General features: G+C 70.8%; 20 protein-coding genes. 10 read left to right on the forward strand and 10 right to left on the reverse strand.

What is annotated here, in order from left to right:
- Positions 1–60 precede the first annotated feature (60 nt).
- Positions 61–1134 (reverse strand): P1 family peptidase, encoded by a 1074-nt coding sequence (locus ACZ4VI_RS17255; RefSeq protein WP_468000040.1) that lies wholly within the window; start codon positions 1132–1134, stop codon positions 61–63.
- Positions 1131–2327: a low temperature requirement protein A gene (locus ACZ4VI_RS17260; protein ID WP_468000041.1), complete on the reverse strand. Its 1197-nt coding sequence runs from the start codon at positions 2325–2327 to the stop codon at positions 1131–1133. The genes ACZ4VI_RS17255 and ACZ4VI_RS17260 overlap by 4 nt, the downstream gene beginning before the upstream one ends.
- A gap of 252 nt (positions 2328–2579) precedes the next feature.
- Between ACZ4VI_RS17260 and ACZ4VI_RS17265 the strand changes: the two genes are divergently transcribed.
- Positions 2580–2813, forward strand: coding sequence for a hypothetical protein (locus tag ACZ4VI_RS17265; RefSeq protein ID WP_468000042.1), 234 nt, complete (start codon positions 2580–2582; stop codon positions 2811–2813).
- A 13-nt stretch (positions 2814–2826) separates the two neighbouring features.
- Here the strand turns inward: ACZ4VI_RS17265 and ACZ4VI_RS17270 are convergent, their stop codons facing one another.
- Positions 2827–3282, reverse strand: a complete 456-nt coding sequence (locus tag ACZ4VI_RS17270) for a MarR family winged helix-turn-helix transcriptional regulator (protein ID WP_468000043.1) — start codon at positions 3280–3282, stop codon at positions 2827–2829.
- Positions 3283–3374: 92 nt separating this feature from the next.
- Between ACZ4VI_RS17270 and ACZ4VI_RS17275 the strand changes: the two genes are divergently transcribed.
- Positions 3375–3704: a rhodanese-like domain-containing protein gene (locus ACZ4VI_RS17275; RefSeq protein WP_468000044.1), complete on the forward strand. Its 330-nt coding sequence runs from the start codon at positions 3375–3377 to the stop codon at positions 3702–3704.
- An 18-nt stretch (positions 3705–3722) separates the two neighbouring features.
- Positions 3723–4292, forward strand: a complete 570-nt coding sequence (locus tag ACZ4VI_RS17280; RefSeq protein ID WP_468000045.1) for a YceI family protein — start codon at positions 3723–3725, stop codon at positions 4290–4292.
- A gap of 62 nt (positions 4293–4354) precedes the next feature.
- Here the strand turns inward: ACZ4VI_RS17280 and ACZ4VI_RS17285 are convergent, their stop codons facing one another.
- Entirely contained in the window at positions 4355–4975 is a 621-nt protein-coding gene (locus tag ACZ4VI_RS17285; RefSeq protein ID WP_468000046.1) for a TetR/AcrR family transcriptional regulator, read from the reverse strand.
- A gap of 432 nt (positions 4976–5407) precedes the next feature.
- On the opposite strand from ACZ4VI_RS17285, the gene ACZ4VI_RS17290 reads away from it, so the two are divergent.
- The 7 genes from ACZ4VI_RS17290 to ACZ4VI_RS17320 are packed head-to-tail and all read left to right on the forward strand — an operon-like array spanning position 5408 to position 14669.
- Positions 5408–6592 (forward strand): aminotransferase class I/II-fold pyridoxal phosphate-dependent enzyme, encoded by a 1185-nt coding sequence (locus tag ACZ4VI_RS17290; RefSeq protein WP_468000047.1) that lies wholly within the window; start codon positions 5408–5410, stop codon positions 6590–6592.
- Positions 6582–7163: a DUF6190 family protein gene (locus ACZ4VI_RS17295; protein ID WP_468000048.1), complete on the forward strand. Its 582-nt coding sequence runs from the start codon at positions 6582–6584 to the stop codon at positions 7161–7163. Before ACZ4VI_RS17290 ends, ACZ4VI_RS17295 begins: the two co-directional genes overlap by 11 nt.
- Position 7164: 1 nt before the next feature.
- Positions 7165–7962 (forward strand): dihydrodipicolinate synthase family protein, encoded by a 798-nt coding sequence (locus ACZ4VI_RS17300; protein ID WP_468000049.1) that lies wholly within the window; start codon positions 7165–7167, stop codon positions 7960–7962.
- Positions 7959–8873, forward strand: a complete 915-nt coding sequence (locus ACZ4VI_RS17305) for an iron-containing redox enzyme family protein (protein WP_468000050.1) — start codon at positions 7959–7961, stop codon at positions 8871–8873. Before ACZ4VI_RS17300 ends, ACZ4VI_RS17305 begins: the two co-directional genes overlap by 4 nt.
- On the forward strand, positions 8870–10168 hold the full coding sequence (locus tag ACZ4VI_RS17310; protein ID WP_468000051.1) for a methyltransferase domain-containing protein: 1299 nt from the start codon (positions 8870–8872) through the stop codon (positions 10166–10168). Before ACZ4VI_RS17305 ends, ACZ4VI_RS17310 begins: the two co-directional genes overlap by 4 nt.
- A 32-nt stretch (positions 10169–10200) precedes the next feature.
- Positions 10201–13962: a multicopper oxidase domain-containing protein gene (locus ACZ4VI_RS17315; protein ID WP_468000052.1), complete on the forward strand. Its 3762-nt coding sequence runs from the start codon at positions 10201–10203 to the stop codon at positions 13960–13962.
- A complete protein-coding gene (locus tag ACZ4VI_RS17320) occupies positions 13959–14669 on the forward strand; it encodes a DsbA family oxidoreductase (protein WP_468000053.1) in 711 nt (236 codons plus the stop codon). The genes ACZ4VI_RS17315 and ACZ4VI_RS17320 overlap by 4 nt, the downstream gene beginning before the upstream one ends.
- A gap of 47 nt (positions 14670–14716) precedes the next feature.
- Here the strand turns inward: ACZ4VI_RS17320 and mscL are convergent, their stop codons facing one another.
- The 6 genes from mscL to ACZ4VI_RS17350 all read right to left on the reverse strand — a co-directional run bounded on the left by mscL (position 14717) and on the right by ACZ4VI_RS17350 (position 20560).
- On the reverse strand, positions 14717–15202 hold the full coding sequence (mscL, locus tag ACZ4VI_RS17325; protein ID WP_468000054.1) for a large conductance mechanosensitive channel protein MscL: 486 nt from the start codon (positions 15200–15202) through the stop codon (positions 14717–14719).
- Positions 15203–15313: 111 nt separating this feature from the next.
- A complete protein-coding gene (locus ACZ4VI_RS17330) occupies positions 15314–15862 on the reverse strand; it encodes a hypothetical protein (protein WP_468000055.1) in 549 nt (182 codons plus the stop codon).
- Between the two features lie 185 nt (positions 15863–16047).
- A complete protein-coding gene (locus ACZ4VI_RS17335) occupies positions 16048–16908 on the reverse strand; it encodes an S-methyl-5'-thioadenosine phosphorylase (protein ID WP_468000056.1) in 861 nt (286 codons plus the stop codon).
- Between the two features lie 89 nt (positions 16909–16997).
- Complete coding sequence (locus ACZ4VI_RS17340; protein ID WP_468000057.1) at positions 16998–17339, reverse strand: FmdB family zinc ribbon protein; 342 nt, start codon at positions 17337–17339, stop codon at positions 16998–17000.
- A gap of 68 nt (positions 17340–17407) precedes the next feature.
- The gene (locus ACZ4VI_RS17345; RefSeq protein WP_468000302.1) at positions 17408–18631 is read right to left on the reverse strand and encodes an MFS transporter; all 1224 of its coding nucleotides are present in this window, start codon (positions 18629–18631) and stop codon (positions 17408–17410) included.
- Between the two features lie 363 nt (positions 18632–18994).
- Positions 18995–20560, reverse strand: a complete 1566-nt coding sequence (locus tag ACZ4VI_RS17350) for a potassium/proton antiporter (protein WP_468000304.1) — start codon at positions 20558–20560, stop codon at positions 18995–18997.
- Positions 20561–20636: the final 76 nt, after the last annotated feature.

Here is a 20636-nt window from a genome sequence, read left to right on the forward strand (position 1 = left end):
AACGAAGGGGGCGTGCGGGAAGTTCCCGCACGCCTGCCGGGCTGCTGTCCGCCTCGCAGGTCAACTCCCCTTGTCGGCCGGGGAGTCGACATCCGGACTGGGTCCGTACAGCTCGCGGTACGAGGGGAAGTGGCCGCCCGCTCCCGCGACCCCCTCGGCGATGCCCCGGACCGCCCGCACGATCGCCCGGGTCACCGTGTCCGCGCCCGCTGCCAGGACCGGGTTGAGGGCGAGCGGACCGGCGGCCTCCGGGGCCAGTTCGCGCTCGCCCGTCGCGAGGGCGAAGACGGTGTCCCCGTCGTTGAGGAGATGCACCGGGCGGACGGCGCGCGCGATGCCGTCGTGCGCCGTGCCCGCGAACTTCTGCGCCTGCGCGCGGGTCAGGACGGCGTCGGTCGCGACGACCGCGAGGGTCGTGTTCAGGGGCGGCGGGCTGCTCGTGGCCCGCGCCTCGGCGAGGCGCTGCTGCGCGGCCTCGTGGACGGCCGGTTCCGGGTACGCGGGGCGGCCCTGGAAGTACTCCCCGTACAGGGCGCCCGTCTCCGGATCGACCGCCGATCCGACCGCGTTGACGACGACCAGGGCGCCGACCGTGATCCCCGACTCCAGGACCGTGCTCGCCGTGCCGACGCCGCCCTTGAGCCCGCCGACCACGGCCCCGGTGCCCGCGCCGACCGCGCCCGTCTCCACGCGCGCGTGGAGCTCCGTCGCCGCGGCGGCCTCCACTGCGGCCCGCCCCGTGGCCGCGTTCGGGCGGGCGGCGAAGTCGCCGCCGCGGCCCAGGTCGAAGACGCAGGCGGCGGGGACCACCGGGACCACGTGCGAGGGCCCGGGCCCGACCCGTACCCCTCGCCCCCGCTCCTCCAGCCAGGCCATCACCCCGGCCGCCGATTCCAGCCCGTACGCGCTGCCGCCCGTCAGGACCACCGCCTCGATCCGCTGGACGACGTTACGGGGGTCCAGCGCGTCGGTCTCCCGCGTACCGGGACCGCCGCCCCGCACGTCCACCGCCGCCACGACCCCGCCCTCCGGGGCGAGGACGACGGTGGTCCCGCTCAGGGCCCCCGGTCCGGCCACGCGCGCGTGCCCGACCCGCAGCCCGGTCACGTCCGTGATCGCGTCATGCTTCGTCATGGTCCCTGCGTACCACGCTCGTTCGGCGTGTGCGGTCGTGTCGCCGGGTTGCGGGCGGTCAGCGTCACCCCGGTCGCCACGGTCGCCGCCGCGACGAGACCGGCCGCCAGGACCGCCCAGTGGCCGGCGAACGTGCACATCAGGATCGCCAGCGACGAGACGGGCAGGACGAGCTGCTGCGCGATGCCGACCTTGAAGTAGCGGGCGTGCAGCAGCCACACGCAGAACAGGAAGAGCGCGGCGGGGATCGTCACGGCGGAGGAGGCGGCGAGCGTGGAGATGTGGGCCTTGCCCACGGCCTGCTCGACGGCGATCTCGATACCGGCGCCGATGGCGGCGGCCGAGGCGTAGATCAGGTAGTGGCCGTAGCCCCAGAGGAAGCCCTGCCGGTTGGAGACGAGACGGTCGTGGGCGGGCACGACGAAGTAGATCCACCAGGCGGCGTAGACGATCAGCAGTCCGCCGGCGGCGATCGGGAGCACCTCGCCGAGCGCGTCGAACTCCGTGACCCCGGTCTTCACGGCGACGGTCGCCGCAGCGATCGTCTCGCCGAGGACGATGATCGTGAACAGGCCGTAGCGCTCGGCGATGTGGTGCGGGTGCCACTGGGTCGTGACGTCCTTCTCCGCGTACACCGGGACCGCCATCTCGGCGACGACCATCACGAGGAAGATCCAGGGGCGCGCGGACTCGGGGGCGTAGAGCAGGGCCGTCCAGCCGACCTGGCAGAGGAGGACCCCACCCGCGTACCGGCGGCACATCGTGCGCTCGGCGGGGTCGGACGCGTGGTGGGCGGCGCGCAGCCACTGGAAGGCGAGGGCGAGTCGCATGACGACGTAACCGAGCACGACGACGAGCCAGTCGTTCTCGAAGGCGCGGGAGACGCCGGCGGCGAGGATCAGGACACCGGCGATCTGGATGAGCGTGACAACGCGGTAGAGGGCGTCGTCGTTGTCGTACGCGGAGGCGAACCAGGTGAAGTTCATCCAGGCCCACCAGATCGCGAAGAAGACCATCGCGTAGTGGCCGATGCCGTCGGCGGCGTGGGCCTCGGCGACGGCGTGCACGAGCTCGGCGCCGGCCTGGGCGACGGCGACGACGAAGCAGAGGTCGAAGAACAGCTCCAGGGGTGTGGCGGCGCGGTGCGTCTCGGCGCGGGAGCGCGCGGTGAGCGGCAGGAACGGTTGCGTCATGCGCCCCAGGACACCAGAGCGGGGTGAGGCGCGTGCGCCACGGCACGCCCGTCCGCCCACAACCCACGGGATGCCCGTTCAGGGTCGTCCAGGCCGTGGGCCTGGGAGCGGTGCCCGCTAGCCCTTCCCCGACCTCGGGCCGTCTCGCCGGGGCCCGCGCCGTTTTCGGTTCCACGAGCGCTACCCGCAGACCGCCGACAAGACCGCGGATCACGAGGGTTCACGGCCGAATGACCGGCGTACCCTGGAGGTATGAGCACCGCCCCCGCCCACGGTCCGCGAGACGCGAAGCAGCCCGGCAGCCAGCCCAACCCCGAGAACACCACGAAGAACACCACAAAGCCGAAGCTGATCTTCGACGATCCACTGGACCAGCAGTCCGCGGACGATACGGACCGCGGGTGGGGCGAGCGGCCTCCCGGCGGCAGTGACAGCGCCGCCGATCTGGCGCGCTTCCTGGACGAGAAGCCGCCGCATCACCTCTGACCTGGCGTCCGCGTCAGGTCAGACGGATGTCGTCGCCGGCATGGGCGACACGCAGGAGGGCCGCCGTGATCACGGCGGCCTCTTCGTTCGTCAGATGCCGGCCGAAGTGCTCCCAGATACCGCGCATGTAGACCGGCGCGGTCTCGCGCAGCGCCGCCAGGCCCTCGTCGGTGATCACGGCCCAGGTGACGCGCTTGTCCGTGAGATCGGGCTGCTTGCTCACCAGGCCGGACCGCGCCATCTCGTCCACCAGCCGGCTCACCCTGGTCCGGCTGAGGACCACCCGCTCGGCGACCTCCTGCATGCGCAGCCCCGGCTCGCCCGCACCCCGTAGCTCAAGCAGCACGTCGTACCAGGTCAGCGGGATGCGGCCGCTGCGCTGCACATCGCTTTCGATGGCACGCACGGCCGCGTTGTGGGCAAGCAGCATGGCCCGCCACGCCTCGACTCCGTACTCACCTTCGCTCACGTCGAAAAGTATAGCTTGTGTGCGCACGCACAGACTATTAAGGTGTGTGCAGACGCACGGACTATTCATTCCGTACCAGGGAGGCGCAGCACATGGCCCAGCGAATCACGCGTGACGAGCTGAAGAAGAAGATCGACGAAAGCCTGATCACGGTGGTCGAGGCGCTCGCGGCCTCGTACTACAACGACAAGCACCTGCCCGGGGCGCTCAACCTGCCGCACGACCAGGTGGACGCGCTGGCCCCGAGCCTGCTTCCGAACAAGGAGGCGGAGATCGCCGTCTACTGCGCGAACGGCCCCTGCCCGAACTCCGGCATCGCCGCCGATCGCCTGGTGGAGCTGGGATACACCAATGTCTACGAGTACTTCGAGGGCAAGGACGACTGGGTCGAGGCCGGTCTGCCGACCGAGTCCGGTGCCTGACTCAGGGGGAGCACGGACATGACCACTGCACCGACGCGTACGGTCGCCGGCGTGGAGCTACCCGCCGCCGGCCCGTGGAAGATAGACCCCGGTCACGCCGAGGTCGGCTTCGTCGGCCGTCACTTCATGCTGACCAAGGTCCGCGGCCGCTTCACCGGCGTGGACGCCACCGTGGTCATCGGCGAGCGGCCGGAGGACAGCAAGGTCACCGCCGTCATCGACGTGGCCAGCGTGGACAGCGGTGACTCCGCACGCGATGAGCACCTGCGCTCGGCGGACTTCTTCGACGTGGAGAAGTACCCGAAGGCCACCTTCGTCTCCACCTCGGTGACCTGGGACGGCAAGCGCGGCACGCTCACCGGCGACCTGACCATCAAGGACGTCACCCGCCCGGTCTCCCTGGAGGTGGACTACCTCGGCTACGCGCGCGACCCGTGGGGCAACGACCGTACGGTCTTCTCCGCCCACGGCAAGGTCAATCGCGAGGACTGGGGCCTGACCTGGAACATGGTCCTGGACTCCGGCGGCCTCGTCGTCTCCAAGGAGATCGAGCTGTCCCTGGAACTCGAGGCGATCAGGGAGAGCTGATCCGCCCTGGTGAGGGGCCCCGACGCAGTGCACGGCGCCGGGGCGCCTTCGCCTTGCCTCGTTCAGTCGCCCGCCGCTCCGATGACTCGTTTCACCATTGTGAGCAGCGCGGTGCGCACTCGTTCATGGTCGAACTCGCCCTCCCGTAGGGCGTGGTGAAGGTCGGAGTCCAACGGCGCGAGCAGCAGATGGGCCGTGCAGTCTGCGTCGACTTCAGGACAGGCTTCACGCAGCAGCAGGGCCAGATGGATACGCCAGAAGGTGTACGAGCCGATCCGGTAACGGACCCCCGGAGCCGCCGTCTCGGAGAGCCTGAGCAGCTCCAGGTTGCTGCCCAGCAGGTCCAGATAAGCGTCGAAGAACGCCAGGATGCGCTCGCCCGCCGGGGCGTCGGGCCCCAACGGGGGCGGGCCGAACAGGATGCGCTCCTGGAGCCGGCTGTCCTGCGTGTCCAGCAGGGCGGCCGCGAGCCCCGCCTTGCTGCCGAACCGGCGGAACAGCGTTCCCTTGCCCACGCCGGCCTCCGCCGCGATGGCGTCCATGGACACGCTCTCCACGCCGTGGTGGTCGAACAGCGCCCGCGCCGCGGCCAGGATGCGCAGTCGGTTGCGCGCGGCGTCCGACCGCTCGGGAGCGGCCTCGGGAAGGGTGCCGGGGCATGGCTCCGCAGGCACGTCCTGCACGTGGGGCCTCGTGTGTCTCTCTCCGTGGGGATCCCGGTGGGGGCGGGGCGGGGTCCGAGCAGTGTACGGCCAGGCACCAGCCATGCGCCCGGTATATGACGGTGTATTACGTCTCGTGGACCGCTTGTACCGCCGCCTCCGGGTGTGGCAGAGTCGCCCCCAATCGGACCGCAGTCCGCTTACGGGGGAGAAACATGTTTGGAACACGTTTCCGGTACCGCGTCGCAGCCACAGTCGCAGTGGCAGTCGACGAAGTGCGTCTCGGCCTCCTCCTGTAGGAGCGGCCCCCACCGTCCTCGGCGACGGTCTCCGCGAGCCCCGGGGCCGCGGCACGCGACAGCAGTCCTCCGACCCATGAGATCCGTGGCGCATGGCGCCACGGTTCACGCCCGCACGCGTTCACCACCCGTACGCCGTACGCATGGAGGAACCATGACCGCGCACGCCGGCACCACCCTTGGCAACCAGCATCTGCTGGATCTCACCCAGCACGAGATCCAGGCTCTGCTCACCGAGTTCAACCTCGCCGACGCTCACACGCACCAGCGCCAGTCAGTGGCCCAGCACGAGATCGTCGCCCGGCTTCCCGAGCTCTGGTACGAGGCCGAGGATGGGCTCCAGGCCACCTACGAACAGCGCTTCATCGAGGCGTTCTTCCGCCTCCATCGCCAGCCCACCGCGCTGGAGAAGAACAAGACCCTGCTGTCGTACGCCGCCTCCATCTCCACCATGGTCGTGGCGATGTACCTCAAGCGGCAGCGCATGGCCGTGACGCTGGTCGAGCCGTGCTTCGACAACCTGCACGACGTCCTGTCGAACATGGGGGTGCCGCTCTATCCCATCGAGGAGTCGGCACTGCACGACGTCGACCGGATATACACCGAACTCAAGCGCCAGGTCCGCACGGACGCCCTCTTCCTGGTCGACCCCAACAACCCGACCGGGTTCAGCCTCATGCAGTTCGGACGCAAGGGCCTCGAGGAGGTCGTCCGGTTCTGCAAGGACCACGACAAGCTGCTGGTCATCGACTTCTGCTTCGCCTCCTTCACGCTGTACGACCCCCAGCTCGCCCGGTTCGACGTATACGAACTGCTCGAGGAGTCCGGGGTGCGCTACCTGGCGATCGAGGACACCGGCAAGACCTGGCCGGTGCAGGACGCCAAGGCCGCGATGCTCACGGCGAGTGACGACATCAAGGAGGACATCTTCAACCTCCACACCAGCGTGCTGCTGAACGTCTCCCCGTTCGTGCTCAACATGCTGACCCAGTACGTGGAGAACTCCGAGGCGGACGGTCTGGCCTCGGTCCGCGACGTCCTCGACGTCAACCGCGCCGCGGTGAAGGAAGCACTGCAGGGCACGATCCTCGAGTACCAGGAGCCGGTCGCCAAGACGAGCGTGGCCTGGGCGAGGATCCAGCACCCCGAGCTGACCGCGACCGGACTCCAGCGGGAGCTGCGGGCCGAGGGCGTGTACATCCTGCCGGGCCGGTACTTCTACTGGAGCCAGCCGGGCCGCGGCGAGCCCTTCATCCGGCTGGCCCTGGCGCGCGAGCCGGAGATGTTCGCCGGCGCCATGAAGCGGCTCCGGGAGGTGCTGGACCGCTATGCCCGCTGACGACATGGGCGCCGAGGCGGGCATCGAGGCCGGCGCCGGCCCCGGCACCGAGGGCCGGGACACGTTCATCGACGCGGCCCTGTTCCTCGGCATGCACAGCGACGACGAGTCCCTGCGCATCGCCAGCAAGGCGTTCTTCGTGGAACGGCTCGACACGCGCGTCGTGATGAGCCTGGAGCAGGTGGGCCGCTGCGACGACGTGATCTGGGGCTACTCCCGGGAGCTCCAGGACCTCTACTACCCGTTCATGGACCACCTGCACACGGTCATGGACATCAGCCGGCAGGGATACGACCGGGCCGACGTCCGCCTGGCACTGTCCGACTCCGCGACACCCCGGCAGCTGCCGTTCATCGACCGCCTGCTGCTCGGCATGGTGACCAACCGCAAGGGGGTGCTGCACACCGTCGGCCCCCGCTCGGCCGCCTTCGCGGGACATCCGGTCCTCGCTGTGGCCACCTGGCCCGCGGGCGTGCTTGAGCCCTCCTTCCCCGAGTCGCTGGAGCGGCTCTACCGCGTATCGCTCGCCCTGCGCCTACCCCTGGACCAACTCTTACCCGAGGGAGCCTGAGATGTACCAGGGAGTGATCGCGGCCCTGGTGACGCCCTTCTCGGAGACCTACGGGGTCTCCGAGCGCGGAGTCGCCCGGCTGCTCGACACCGTCCGGCCCCATGCCGATGCGCTGCTGCCGAACCTCAGCACCGGAGAGGGCCGGTGGCTGACGGACCGCCAGTGGGAGGACATGCTCGGCGCCACCGTCAAGCACGCCGGTGAACTGCCCGTCCTCGCGGGCGTCCTGCGGCCCACCACGGAGCAGGTCCTCGAACGGGCCCGGGTGGCTGCGGACCTCGGCGCCCAGGGGCTTGTCGCCACCACCCCGTACGGCGCCGGCGTCACCCAGGACGAGATCTACCACCACTTCGCGGAACTCGGTGAACGCTCCGGCCTTCCGGTCGTCGCCTACCACGGCACGGAGGTCGCCGGAAACGCGGCCGACTTCGACACGCTGATGCGGATCTGCGCCCTGCCCTCGGTCGTGGGCGTCAAGGACTCCTCGGGCAGCGCCGCCTTCACCCGGCGGCTGATCGAGGCCCGGCCCGGGGCGCGCGTCTTCGCCGGGCTCGAGCACCTGCTCCTCGAGTCCGGGCCCGTCGACGGGTACGTGGTGGCGCTCGCCAACGTCGAACCGGCCCTGTGCGCCGACCTGTTCGCCGGCCGGCTCGAAGACCCGGCGGCCCGGCTCGCGGACGCCTGCGAGCGCTACGGCCTGGAGAAGGACGACTGGTACCGCTGGATCAAGACCGCGCTGCACCGCGGTGGCGTGCTGGAGACCGACAGGACCGTGGAAACCGAAGAGGCGGGCGGATGAACCTCGCGACAGACACCGCACGGACGACCGGCATACCCGCGCCCATCGGCCACGGCCGGGAGGCAGGCCCGGACTCCGGTACGGAATCGGTCCACCGGGAGCTGTTCCGGCACAACCGGAGCGTCCTCGACTCCCGACTCCTCGCCCGGGTCGAGGAGATCGAAAGGGACTGGATCGTTCCCCTCGTGGACTCCCTGGACGCCACCGGTGATCGGGTTCCCGACCGGGCCGCCTGGCAGCGCCTGCTCGACGCCCTCCTCGCGGAGGAAAGGGCCGCCAGTCCCTCCGGCGAGTACCTCGCGGAGCACGCGACCCGGCAGGAGTTCGCGCTGGTCGTCCGGGAGTTCGCCCTCGACGGACTGACCGAGGCGCAGAACTTCTTCCCCGCCGTTCCGCGGCTCCCGATCAAGTCCCAGATGGCCGTGATGCGGGTCCTCATCGACGAGTTCGGCTGCGGCAACCTCCAGCAGGCGCACTCCCAGCTCTACCGTCTGCTCCTCGCCGAACTGGGCCTGCCGCAGGAGCCCGAGGATTTCCTGGGCACCACCGGCGACGAGACGTACGAGTTCCTGAACGTCTTCTACTGGCTCACCCAGCGCGCCCCGCACGTCGAGTACTTCCTGGGCGCCCTGGCGTATCTGGAGGCCTCCATACCGGATGCCTTCACCCATCAGGCGCGGGCCTGCGAGCGGCTCGGCATCCGGCACGGCCGCTACTACACCGAGCATCTGCACATCGACACCTTCCACATGCAGGAGATGCAGCTGGCCATCAAGGAGTACGAGACGGCGTACGGACTCGATCCCACCCGGCTGTGGACCGGCGCCCGGCTGCTCTCCGGGCTGATCGGCGGCGCTTTCGACGCGGCCGTGGCCCGGGCCAGGGAACTCACCGGCCGGGCGGAAGCATGACCGGCCACGAGCCCACCACCGAGCCCGCCCTGCAGGAACTCCCCGGCGACCGGCTGCGCGTCCGCGTGGCCGGCCAGGAGTTCGTGGTCGACGCCACGTGTCCGCACCGCAAGGGCCGCCTTGTGCATGGCTACGTCAACGCCAGGACCCTGCGCATCAGCTGCCCCCTGCACCACAGCAGCTTCGATCTGGCCACCGGCCGTCCGGTCGGCGGTCCCAGCGACGCGCCACTGACCGTGTACCGGGCGGGGGTCTGGCCCGGCTACTACGCGTCGGAACAGGTCTGGCTCCCTGCCTCCGAGCAGCTGCTCGAATGGGGTGAGGAGTTCCACGAGCTGATGCTCGGGGACGAGCTGCGGATGACGGCCTTCAGGACCGCGATCACAGAGGCCGTACGGCCCGGGGACACCGTGCTGGACCTCGGCACCGGCACCGGCATCCTGGCCCGCTGGGCCCTGGAGGCAGGGGCGGCCCGGGTCTACGGGATCGACCTCAACGAGGACGTGCTGGACACCGCGGCCGAGCGGCTCGCCGAAGCCGGCTTCGCCGACCGCTTCCACCCACTCGCCGGACTCTCCTTCGACCTGGAGCTGCCCGAGCGGGTCGACATCGTGATCTCCGAGATCATGGGGAACCTCGCCGACAACGAGAACTTCTCCGCGATCCTCGACGACGCCCGGGACCGCTTCCTGAAGCCCGGCGGCACCATGCTGCCCCGCCTGGTGGACAGCTTCCTGATACCGGTGTCCGCCGAATCCGCCCACGCGCAGCTGACCGGCCCGGGGCCGCAGGACGCGGGCGGCCCGGAGCGGTTCGCGGCGCTGCTCGCCGCCCGCGGCGCGAAGAACCCCTTCTCCCTCTACTACGACGTCGTCCTGCCGGTCTCCGGCCACCTCGCCTCGCCCCGGCTGGTCCGGCGCTACGCGCCGCTGTCGACGGAGGGCGCGACGGAGACCTCGTACCGGGTGCCGCTGGTGTACACGGTGCAGCGGGACGGCGTGTTCACCGGCTTCAAGGGCTACTTCGCCGCCCAGCTCTCGGACACCGTGTCCCTGGACATCTCCGGGGACGACATCGAGAGCCGCACCACGTCCGACAGCTGGAAGCACTGCTACCTGCCGGTCGAGCGTCCCGTGCGGGTCCGGCGCGGCGACCGGATCGCGCTGACCTTCGGCCGCACGGGCGGCCGTGACGGCAGCCCCTTCGGCCAGACCTACAGCTGGGAGGGGCAGGTCCTCTCCGGCTCCCGGGTGGTGGACCGGTTCGCCCACAGCACCGGGCCCGCTGCCGACTGACCACATTCGAGTACGGGGGAGTACCGCAGAACATGAGCAGCGCAGAGTCGACGGCCGAGCGCCACGGGTACGGGCGGCCGGTACGGACGTACGACGTCGTCGCCCTCCAGGTGCCCATCGCCTACAACGAGTTCGGCGACCACGACCGCAACGGAGCCCTGTATGTCCTGGCCTCCGACGCTCCCGAGCTGAGGGAGGTCGCGGCGAGCTGGCCGACGCCCTTCCCCAGCTATCTGGAGCAGCCCGAGCTTGTGCCCGGCCCGCATCCGCTGGCCCGCCCGCTGGTCCTGCGGGTCCGGCGCGGCGAGCGGCTGCGGGTCCGGCTGACCAACGAGCTCGCACGGCCCGCCGGCATCACCGTCCAGGGCGTCCGGTACGACGTCCGCACCATGGACGGTCTCGCGGCGGGCGCCAACCCGGACAGCAGCGTGCCGCCCGGCGGCACCCGCGTGTACGAGTGGGTCCCCGAGCACGAGGGTGTCTTCCACTTCGGGGACATGTCCGACGCCCGCGGAGAGGGCTCCCAGAGCCACGGCATGGTCGGCGCGGTTGTGGTCGAGGCTCCCGAGGCCACCTGGACCGACCCGGAGACCGGACAGCCGCTGGCCACCGGTCTGTACGCGGACGTCCATCTGCCCGACCGCAGCTTCCGCGAGTTCGTGGTCTTCATGATGGAGTACCCGAGCAACGACAACCCGGCGGTCCCGCCGCCGATGCCCGGCCACGGGCACGGCGGGGGCCACGCGGCCGCCACCGCGGCTGCCGGGATCTACCGGCCCTCCGCCACCGGCTCCCCGGCAGCCGTACCGGGCACCTCGGACACCGTCGACGACCTGACGCCGACCAACATGGCGATGCTCCCGGTCAACCACCGCATCGAGCCGATGGAATGGCGGATGTACCGCTACCAGCAGCTCCTCGACGAGGGCCGGATCGACCCGGTGCGCGACGCGGTGATCGGGGAGGAAGTGCACCACAGCTCCTGGCTGTTCGGCGACCCCTCCACCCCCGTCCTGCGCGGCTACTCCGGGGACCCCACGGTCATCCGGCTCGTCCACGGCGGCATGCGCGACACCCATGTCTTCCACACCCATCTGCACCAGTGGCGGCTGCGGCCGGAGGACGAGAACGCCCCGATCGTCGACTCCGTCAGCATCGGCCCGCAGGAGGCCATGACCCTCGAACTGATCGGCGGGCTCGGCTCGAAGCAGGGCGCGGTCGGCGACTCCATCTGGCACTGCCACATGTACGTCCACTTCCACATGGGCATGTGGGGCCTCTTCCGCATCTTCGACACCCTCCAGGACGGCTCGGGAAGCTACCCCGACGGCCGGCCCATCCGCTCCCTCGTCCCGCTGCCGCACCGCGAGGCCCCGCCGGTACCGACGCCCGAGCGTCCGGGCTTCCCCGGCTTCCTCGCCCAGTCGGCGAGCTTCCCGCAGAAGAACCCCCGGCCGCCGCGGACCCCGCTGCAGCCGCCGGGCATGGGCCGCGAGCCCACGCCGCTGGAGGCCGCCGCGTTTGTCGAGGACCCGCAGCCCGGCGAGGCGTTCACCAAGATCGCCCCACCGGACGCGCCTGTCCGCCGCTACCACCTGGTCGTCACCAACGGCACCCTGCACTACCACGGCGACCCGGCCGCCGAGCACGCCGCGACCTGGCACGACCACAACGCCCACTTCTACGTCCTCGCCGAGGAGATCGAGGAGGCAGGTGGCCTGGAGGAGTTCAAGCGCCGACTGGCCAAGGGCGAGCGGACCCTGGAACCGCTGGTCATCCGGGCCAACAAGGGCGAGGTGCTCGAACTCACCCTGACCAACTCCCTGCCGACAGGACCCCAGAAGGAATCCGCCTTCGACCCGAAGCTGCCCTTCCAGCCCGAGTGCGGACTCCACACCCACCTGGTCAAGTACGACCCGCTGATCTCCGACGGCTCCGCCGTGGGCTGGAACTACCTGTCCGCGACCACCACCGCCGACCAGGGCGCCGAGGCCGAAGAGCAGTACAACTCCTGGACCTACCGCTGGTACGTGGACGAGGCCTTCGGAACCGTCCTCTTCCACGACCACCTGCTCGCCAACTACAGGCAGCGGCATGGCCTGTTCGGCGCGCTGATGGCCGAACCCGAGGGTGCCGTCTGGGTCTCGCCCGAGGACCCCACACAGGAACTGCGGCGCGGCGCCCAGGCCGTGATCAAGACCGCCGACGGCCGGTCGCACCGCGAGATGGTCCTGGCCATCGGCGACTTCGTGCCCATGGTCAAGCACGGCCCCCACGACCACGGCGGACCGATCAACCCGCCCCCGCACCCCGGAGCCCCCGACGACCAGGGCTCCATGGGCGTGAACTACCGCAGCGAGCCGCTGTCCGAGCGCGGCGGGGACCCGGCCCACTGGTTCTCCAGTGCCGTTCACGGCGACCCCGGCACGCCGCTGCTGCGCGGATATCCCGGTGAGGACCTGCGCCTGCACGTCCTGCAGGGCTCCCACGACCTCCAGCACAGCTTCACCGTCTCCGGTGCCCGCTGGCGCGAGTGGGCCGGCCGCGAGGACACCGCCTGGCGCAACCAGCAGACCCTCGGCATCTCCAACGTGGCCGAACTCGCCCTGGCACCCACCCTCGGACCCGGTGACCATCTGTGGTCGTTCAGCGCGGGCAACGACCTGTGGCTGGGCTGCTGGGGGCTGCTGCGCCTGCACGACCGCCCGCAGGCCGACCTGCCGCCGTTGCCCGGGCGGACGGCGGACGCCCCGCACCGGCCCGGCCGCCGCCGGGTCCGCCGGCACACCGTGCGCGCCCGGGCCCAGGTCGTCGCGTACAGCCCGCTGCGCACCGACCCGTACGGTCTCGTCTTCACCGCCGACGGAGACGGCGGCCCCGAGGACGGCCCGCTGGTCCTTCGCTGCCGGGCCGGCGAGTGGGTGGAGGTCACCCTCATCAACGAGCTGGACGGGCCGCCGCCCGCCAGCCCTCTGGACCCGCGGCTGATGAACGAGGCGGACTCGGGAGCGCGGATCGTCTCCGGCCGTGTCTCGCTGCACCCCAGCCTGCTCGACTTCGACGTGCGCACCGACGACGGTGCCCATGTCGGCCGCAACGCGGACACCACGGTCAAGCCCGGGGCCTCCCGCACCTATCGCTGGTACGCGGCCGAGCCCGGTGTGGTGCTGCTGCGCTCCCACGCGGACGTGATCTCCCACCCGCGCCGGGGCCTGGCCGGGGTGCTGGTGGTGGAGGAGGCGGACGCCACCCCGTACGACCCGGACACCGGCCGGGAACGGTGGACCGGCGAGCGGGCCGTCGTCCGCCGCCCGGACGCCGAACCGGTGCGGGAGCTCGTCCTGCTCACCCAGGACGGCCTGCGGCTGTACCACGACGGGGACCTCACCCAGCCAGTGACGGACCTGTTCTCGGACAGCCCCGACGACGCGGGCCAGAAGGCGTACAACTACAAGTCGGCCGCTCTGCACCCCCTGGACCCGGTGCTGTCCGACCCGGCGCCGCCGACGCCACTGCTCACCTGCCGCGCCGGCGACCAGGTGGCCGTCCATCTGGCCGTCGCCTCGCACCGGATGCGCAATCAGGGCTTCACCGTGCACGGCCAGGTGTGGGACGCCTCCGAGACCGGCCTCGGCTGGTACGTGTCGACCATCGGGGCGCTGGCCTCCGGCAGCACCCGGACGGTGCGCTTCCGCGCTCAGCATCCCGGAGACCATGTGTATCGCACCGGCAACCTCCACTGGGGCGTCAGTGAGGGCTGGTGGGGCCTGATCCGTGTCGAGGAGGCACCATGACCGACCGAACGACGGACCCCCGGCTGCCCGCCGCACCCGACACGATCGCCGTCTACACCGACCTCAACTGCTCCTTCGCACACGTCGCCGTGCACCGGCTGCACGAGACCCGGCGGCGACTGGGCCTCGAGGGCCGCGTCTGGTTCGACTTCCGGGCGTTCCCCCTGGAGCTGTTCAACCGGGAGGTCAATGCCCGCCCCGGGGTGGACTCGGAGATCTCGGTCCTCGGCGCCGTGGAGCCGGAGGCCGGATGGCGGCTGTGGCAGGGACCGGACTGGACCTATCCCGTGACCACTCTTCCGGCCCTGGAGGCGGTGCAGGCGGCCAAGTCCCAGAGCCTGCACGCCAGTGAACAGCTCGACCGGGCTCTGCGCCGCGCCTTCTGGGCGCAGGGCCGGTGCATCTCCCAGCGCCATGTGATCCTCGAGGTGGCCGAGGAGACGGGCGCGGTCGACGTGGTGGCGCTCGCCGAGGCCTTCGACAGCGGCACGGCCCGCTCGGCGATCATGGCCCAGTACGAGTCGGCCAGGGACGGCCGGGTCAACTGTAGCCCGCACGTCTTCCTGCACGACGGAACGGACAGCGCCAACCCGGGCATCCAAGCCCGTTGGGTCAACGGCGACTTCGGCGTCGGGTACCCCGTCATCGAGGAGGACCGCCCCGAGATCTACGAGAAACTGCTGACCTGGGCCGCCGGACTGCTGTAGTGCGCCCGGTGCCGGCGGCCCCACCCCGGGCCGCCGGCACCACGGCCTCAGGAGGCGGTCGTCCCCGCGCCGGCGCCGGAGCTCGGGCCCCGCTGAGCGACCAGGTGGTCGCGGATCTCCTTGAGGACCTCCAGCTCGCTGACCTCCATGATCTCCTGGACGCCTTCCTTCGCCTTGTCGTGGGCGGCCCGCTTGGCCAGGTACTTCGCCATGGGCAGCACCATCAGGAAGTACACGACCGCCGCCGTGATCAGGAAGCTGAGGACGGCGCTGAGCACCAGACCCCACTGGAGCTCGATGCCCTGCATCTCCCCGTTCACCACCCGGCACGGGTCCTTGATGCAGCTCTTGTAGCTCTCCAGGTCCTTCGTGCCGAAGGCGCCGACCACCGGGTTGATGATGCCCTTCACCACGGAGTTCACGATGTTGGTGAACGCGGCGCCGATGACGACCGCCACCGCCAGGTCGATCACGTTGCCGCGCATGAGGAAGGCTTTGAAGCCTGCCATCACGCTTTCCTTCTTCGGGCTCACCCGGGTGCCTTTCTTCGCGTGTGCGGTTAGCGGAGCCATTACGCCGCGAACAGCGCAGAGCCGTCCAATCCGTACACACGGAACGGTTACTTGACAGGCAGTCCGTGCGAATCAGCACAGCGTCACCGCCAGTTGGGACGTGACACCCGCACCCGCCAGAGCTGTCGCCGTCGACCGTGGAACGGAGAGGACGATCAACGCCCCGCCGTCCGAACGGGTCTCACCCGTGCGCGGAACCTCGGCCACCCGGGCGCCCGTGGCGACCACGCGCGCCTCACCGCCCCCGCCCAACGGGGAGTGGGGCGCGGCGATCACATCCACCCGGTCACCCGGCCGCAGCAGCCGCACGGTCGCCGCGTCGGCGATCCGTACCGGCGCCGACACCAGCCGCACCATGGGCGCCCGGCGCTGGCCGGCCGCCTGCTCCTGCACCGCCTTGGGTGGCGGCGGGCCCGCGGAGACCTCGCCCCCGCCCGCCATCGCCAGCGCCGCCGCGCTCATCGCGAGGATCGCCGCCGGAGCCCGCCGCCGACGCCGCAGCGCCCGTCGCAGCCGCTGCCGCCCGCCCCGTACCCGAAGCGGTTCGAACGGTGGGACACCGCACGGCGCCGGAACGGGGGAGTGGTCCAGAAGGAAGGGAGTGGATGAGGTCGTCGTCATGACGTGCACCACCTGTCAGGAGTCGAGCCGGATGCGAGCCGTACTGTCCTCCGGCCGTCCGGAGAACCGCTCTCACCATCCCGGCTCCGCGAGAATCCCGCTCCCGCCTGTGGATCACCCGCCCCCTGTGGACAACTCCCTCACTCCTCAGAGGGATTCACGCCAGGGCATTCACGCCAGGGCATTCACGGCAGGTCGATCCCCAGGTCCCAACCATCGTGGGCGTGCGTGCACAGGCAGTCCCGGTCCGCCGTGTCCGGCAGCGCGCCCACCGCGTCGAAGAGCACCTCCCGCAGCCGCCCCACGTTCTCGCCGAACACCCGCAGGACCTCGGTGTGCGAGACCCCCTCGCCGGTCTCCGCGCCCGCGTCCAGGTCCGTGACCAGCGCGAGCGAGGTGTAGCAGAGGCCCAGTTCGCGGGCGAGGACCGCCTCGGGATGCCCGGTCATGCCGACGACCGACCAGCCGGCCGCCGCGTGCCAGCGGGACTCCGCGCGGGTCGAGAAGCGCGGCCCCTCGACGACGACCATCGTGCCGCCGTCCACCGGCTCCCAGCCCTTCCCCCGGGCCGCCTTGAGCGCCACGCGCCGCCCGTCCGGGCAGTACGGGTCGGCGAAGGTGGTGTGCACGACGTTCGGCACCGCCCCGCCCCAGGCCTCCGGCAGCGGCTCCCCGTCGAAGTACGTCTGCGCCCGCGTCTTCGTACGGTCGACCAGCTGGTCCGGCACGACGAGGGTCCCGGGCCCGTACTCCTCCCGCAGGCCGCCCACCGCGCACGGACCGAGCACCTGCCGTACGCCCACCGAGCGCAGCGCCCACAGGTTGGCGCGGTAGTTGATCCGGTGCGGGGGCACGGTGTGGGTCCGGCCGTGCCGCGGCAGGAACGCGACCCGCCGCCCCGCCACCTCGCCGAGGAAGAGCCTGTCGCTGGGGCTGCCGTACGGGGTGTCCACGGGCACCTCCGTCACGTCCTCCAGGAAGGAGTAGAACCCCGAACCGCCGATCACACCGATGTCCGCGTAGTCCGCGTACGCCTTGGTCGCCATAGCGGTCAGATTAACGGCCCGCGAAACGCCGGAAGCCCCACCGCGCACAGCGGTAGGGCTTCCGTAAGAACTCGGATCCGGAACCCGGATCAGGCGGCCGAGCTGGAGGAGCTCGACGAGGTCGACGCGCTCGACGTCGAGGACGAAGAGGACGAGCTCGCCGAAGCGGCCGGCTTCGCGTCCGAGGAGGTGGACGACGACGAAGAAGTCGTGGAGGACTTCGACGACGACGAGGGCGAGCTGGAGCTCGACGAGCCGCGGCTGTCGTTCCGGTAGAAGCCGGAACCCTTGAAGACGATGCCGACCGCCGAGAACACCTTCTTCAGGCGTCCCTTGCAGCTCGGGCACTCGGTCAGCGCGTCATCGGTGAACTTCTGCACCGCCTCGAGGCCCTCGCCGCACTCGGTGCACTGGTACTGGTAGGTCGGCACTTGTCTTCCTCCTGGCACTCACACTCATCGAGTGCTAACGACGATCCATAGTGACGTATTCCGCGGGATCAGTCCACCGTCACCGGCACTCGGTGACCGATACCACGTGCCGCGACCCGCCCCGGGGCCCGGGGTGCCAGTCGCGAGCGCAGCGCGAGAAGCGTGGCCAGCGCGAGGGCCGTGCCCACCAGCGGCACCAGGAATCCGGTGCTCGCGCCGTGCTCGTCCGCGAGGCGTCCTGCGACCGTCACGGCCGCCGCCTGCCCCAGCGCCACGGCGCCGGTCAGCCAGGTGAACGCCTCGGTGCGGGCGGAGGCCGGGACCAGCGTCTCGACGATGGTGTAGCCGGTGATCAGGGCCGGGGCGATGCACAGGCCCACGACCAGGCCGAGCGCGCCGAGCAGCAGCACGGAGTGCGCGGACCAGAGCAGCGAGGCCGCCGCGGTCAGACCGGCGTACCCCAGGATCAGGCGCTTGCGCGGGCCGATCTTCCAGGCGATGGCCCCGCACGCGATGCCCGCGAGCATGTTGCCCGCGGCGAAGATCCCGTACAGCAGACCGTTGGCGCCGGGGTTGCCGATCTCCTCGCTGAACGCGGTCAGCGAGACCTGCATGCCGCCGAAGACCGAGCCGATGCCCAGGAAGGCGACGACCAGGACGCGGACGCCGGGGATGGACAGCGCGGAGACGCGCGACTCGGCGGAGGCCGCCGCGACAAGCCCGTGGGCGGGCTGGGTGCGCCGCTGGGCGGCGAAGAACAGGCCGCCGAAGAGGGTCAGCGCCGCCTCGGCGACCAGGCCGGCCGCCGGGTGCACGCCGGTGCAGAGCGCGGTGGCGAGGACCGGGCCGACGACGAAGGTGAACTCGTCCGTGACGGACTCGAAGGCCGCGGCCGTCGGCATCAGCGGGGAGTTCTCCAGCTTCGCCGCCCAGCGGGCGCGGACCATCGGACCGATCTGCGGGACGGAGGCACCGGCCGGTACGGCGGCGAGGAACAGCGCCCACATCGGGGCGCCGGCCAGCGCGAGCACGACGAGGAGGGAGACGGCGGCGGAGTGGATGAGCACGCCGGGGACCAGGACGGCGCGCTGGCCGAGGCGGTCGGCGAGCTTGCCGCTCTGCGGGGCGAACAGCGCCATCGAGACGCCGGTGGCGGCGGCGACGGCGCCGGCGCTGCCATACGAGCCGGTGGTGTGCTGGACGAGCAGGACGATGCCGATCGTCAGCATCGCGAACGGCTGCCGTGCGGCGAAGCCGGGGAGCAGGAAGGACAGCGCTCCGGGGGTACGCAGGAGCTGTCCGTATCCGGCACGCTTACGGGCCTTGCCGGCCTTGCCGGTCTTGTCCTCAGGCGCATCACCGGACGTGACGGCCGTCTCAAGCGTGTCAGAAGTGACCGTGGACACCACGGTCCTTGCCTTTCTGCCGCCTGGTAGCGCGCCCCTGCACGGTGGTGCGGGCGCCGCCGAGAGCTGTCCTCATGCGCGGAACTGCGGTAGATACCGGGCCCCATTGCGGAGGGCGTCACGGCCGCCATACGGTCGCGCCAGCTCTGCGTCAGGCAGAGTTGGTTCGATCAAGTGTGCCTTCATGGTACAGGGAAGGAGGTCTCCTCGCCTGGGAAAAGGCCCTTCCTTCGGAATCTATGCCTGTGATTAACCGGACGTTCGCTTCCCGCTGCCCGGCAGATGGGGCCAATGCAGGTGCGCCCTGTGCTCGGACACGGCCGTCGCGCCGCCCGTCCCCAGCCATCCGGCCAGCTTTCCGCCCTGCCCGACGGCCCGCAGTCGCCGCTCGGTGGCGTCCCGCACCGGATCCGTGGCGACGACGAGCAGCTCGTCGTTGTACCGCAGCACCGTCGACGGCGAGGGCACGAAGCTCTTCTCCTCCCGTACGACGAGGGTGACCGCCGCTCCGGCCGGGAGGCGCAGCTCCGCGACCTCCACGCCGTGCATCTTCGAGCCCTCCGGGATGGCGACGGACAGCAGATGGCCGCGCAGCCGCTCCAGCGGGGCCGACTCGACGCCCAGGTCGGCGGCCTCGGCGCGGTCGCCCAGCTTCAGCGCCCTCGCCAGCCAGGGCAGTGTCGGTCCCTGGACGAGCGTGTAGACCACGACGAGTACGAAGACGATGTTGAAGACCCGCTCGCTGCCCTCGATCCCGGAGACCATCGGGATCGTGGCGAGAATGATGGGGACGGCTCCGCGCAGGCCGGCCCAGGACATCAGGGCCTGTTCCTGCCAGGGGATACGGAACGGCAGCAGGCTGACCAGGACCTCCACGGGCCGCGCCACCATCGTCAGGGCCAGGCCGATGACCACCGCGGACCAGAAGTCCTCGCCCAGCTTGGACGGGGTCACCAGCAGGCCGAGCAGGACGAACATGCCGATCTGGGCGATCCAGCCGAGCCCTTCGGCGAAGCCGCGGTTGGCGGGGGCGTGCGGCAGTTTCGCGTTGCCGAGGACCATCGCGGCCAGATAGACGGCGAGGAAGCCGGAGCCGTGGGCCAGGGCGCCCGCCGCGTACGCGACCACCGCGATGGCCATGACGGCGATCGGGTAGAGGCCGGAGGCGGGCAGGGCGACGCGCCGGAGCCCGAAGGCGCCGAGGAAGCCGACGCCGAGGCCGATGGCGGCGCCGATGGCCAGCTCCAGGAAGATCGTGCCGACCAGGACGTACCAGGAGTCGACCGGACCGGCGGCGGAGAAGGCGACGACGAGGATGACGACCGGGGCGTCGTTGAAGCCGGACTCGGCCTCCAGGACACCGGTCACCCGCGCGGGCAGCGGCACCTTGCGCAGGACGGAGAAGACGGCGGCGGCGTCCGTCGAGGAGACGACCGCGCCGATGATCAGCGCCTGGCGCCAGTCCAGGCCGACCAGGTAGTGGGCGGCCGCGGCCGTGATGCCCACGCTCACCGCGACGCCGACGGTCGACAGCACGACCGCCGCGGGCAACGCGGGTTTGATCTCCTTCCACTTGGTGCCCAGGCCACCCTCGGCCAGGATCACCACCAGTGCGGCATAGCCGATCACCTGGGTCAGCTCGGCATTGTCGAAGGCGACACCGCCGATCCCGTCCTGCCCTATCGCGATCCCGATACCGAGGTACAGGAGCAGGCTGGGGAGCCCGCTCCGGGACGAGATCCGCACCGCCGCGACGGCGATGAGCAGCACGAGCGAGCAGATGAGCAGGAGTTCATTGAGCTGGTGGACAGTCAGTGGCCGATCCTTCCCCTCGCGCGCAGCCGGATCGTTCCTCCAGCGGCCAGTACTTCGTTACCTTACCTAATCTTTA

Source organism: Streptomyces sp. NPDC029169 (assembly GCF_055563935.1).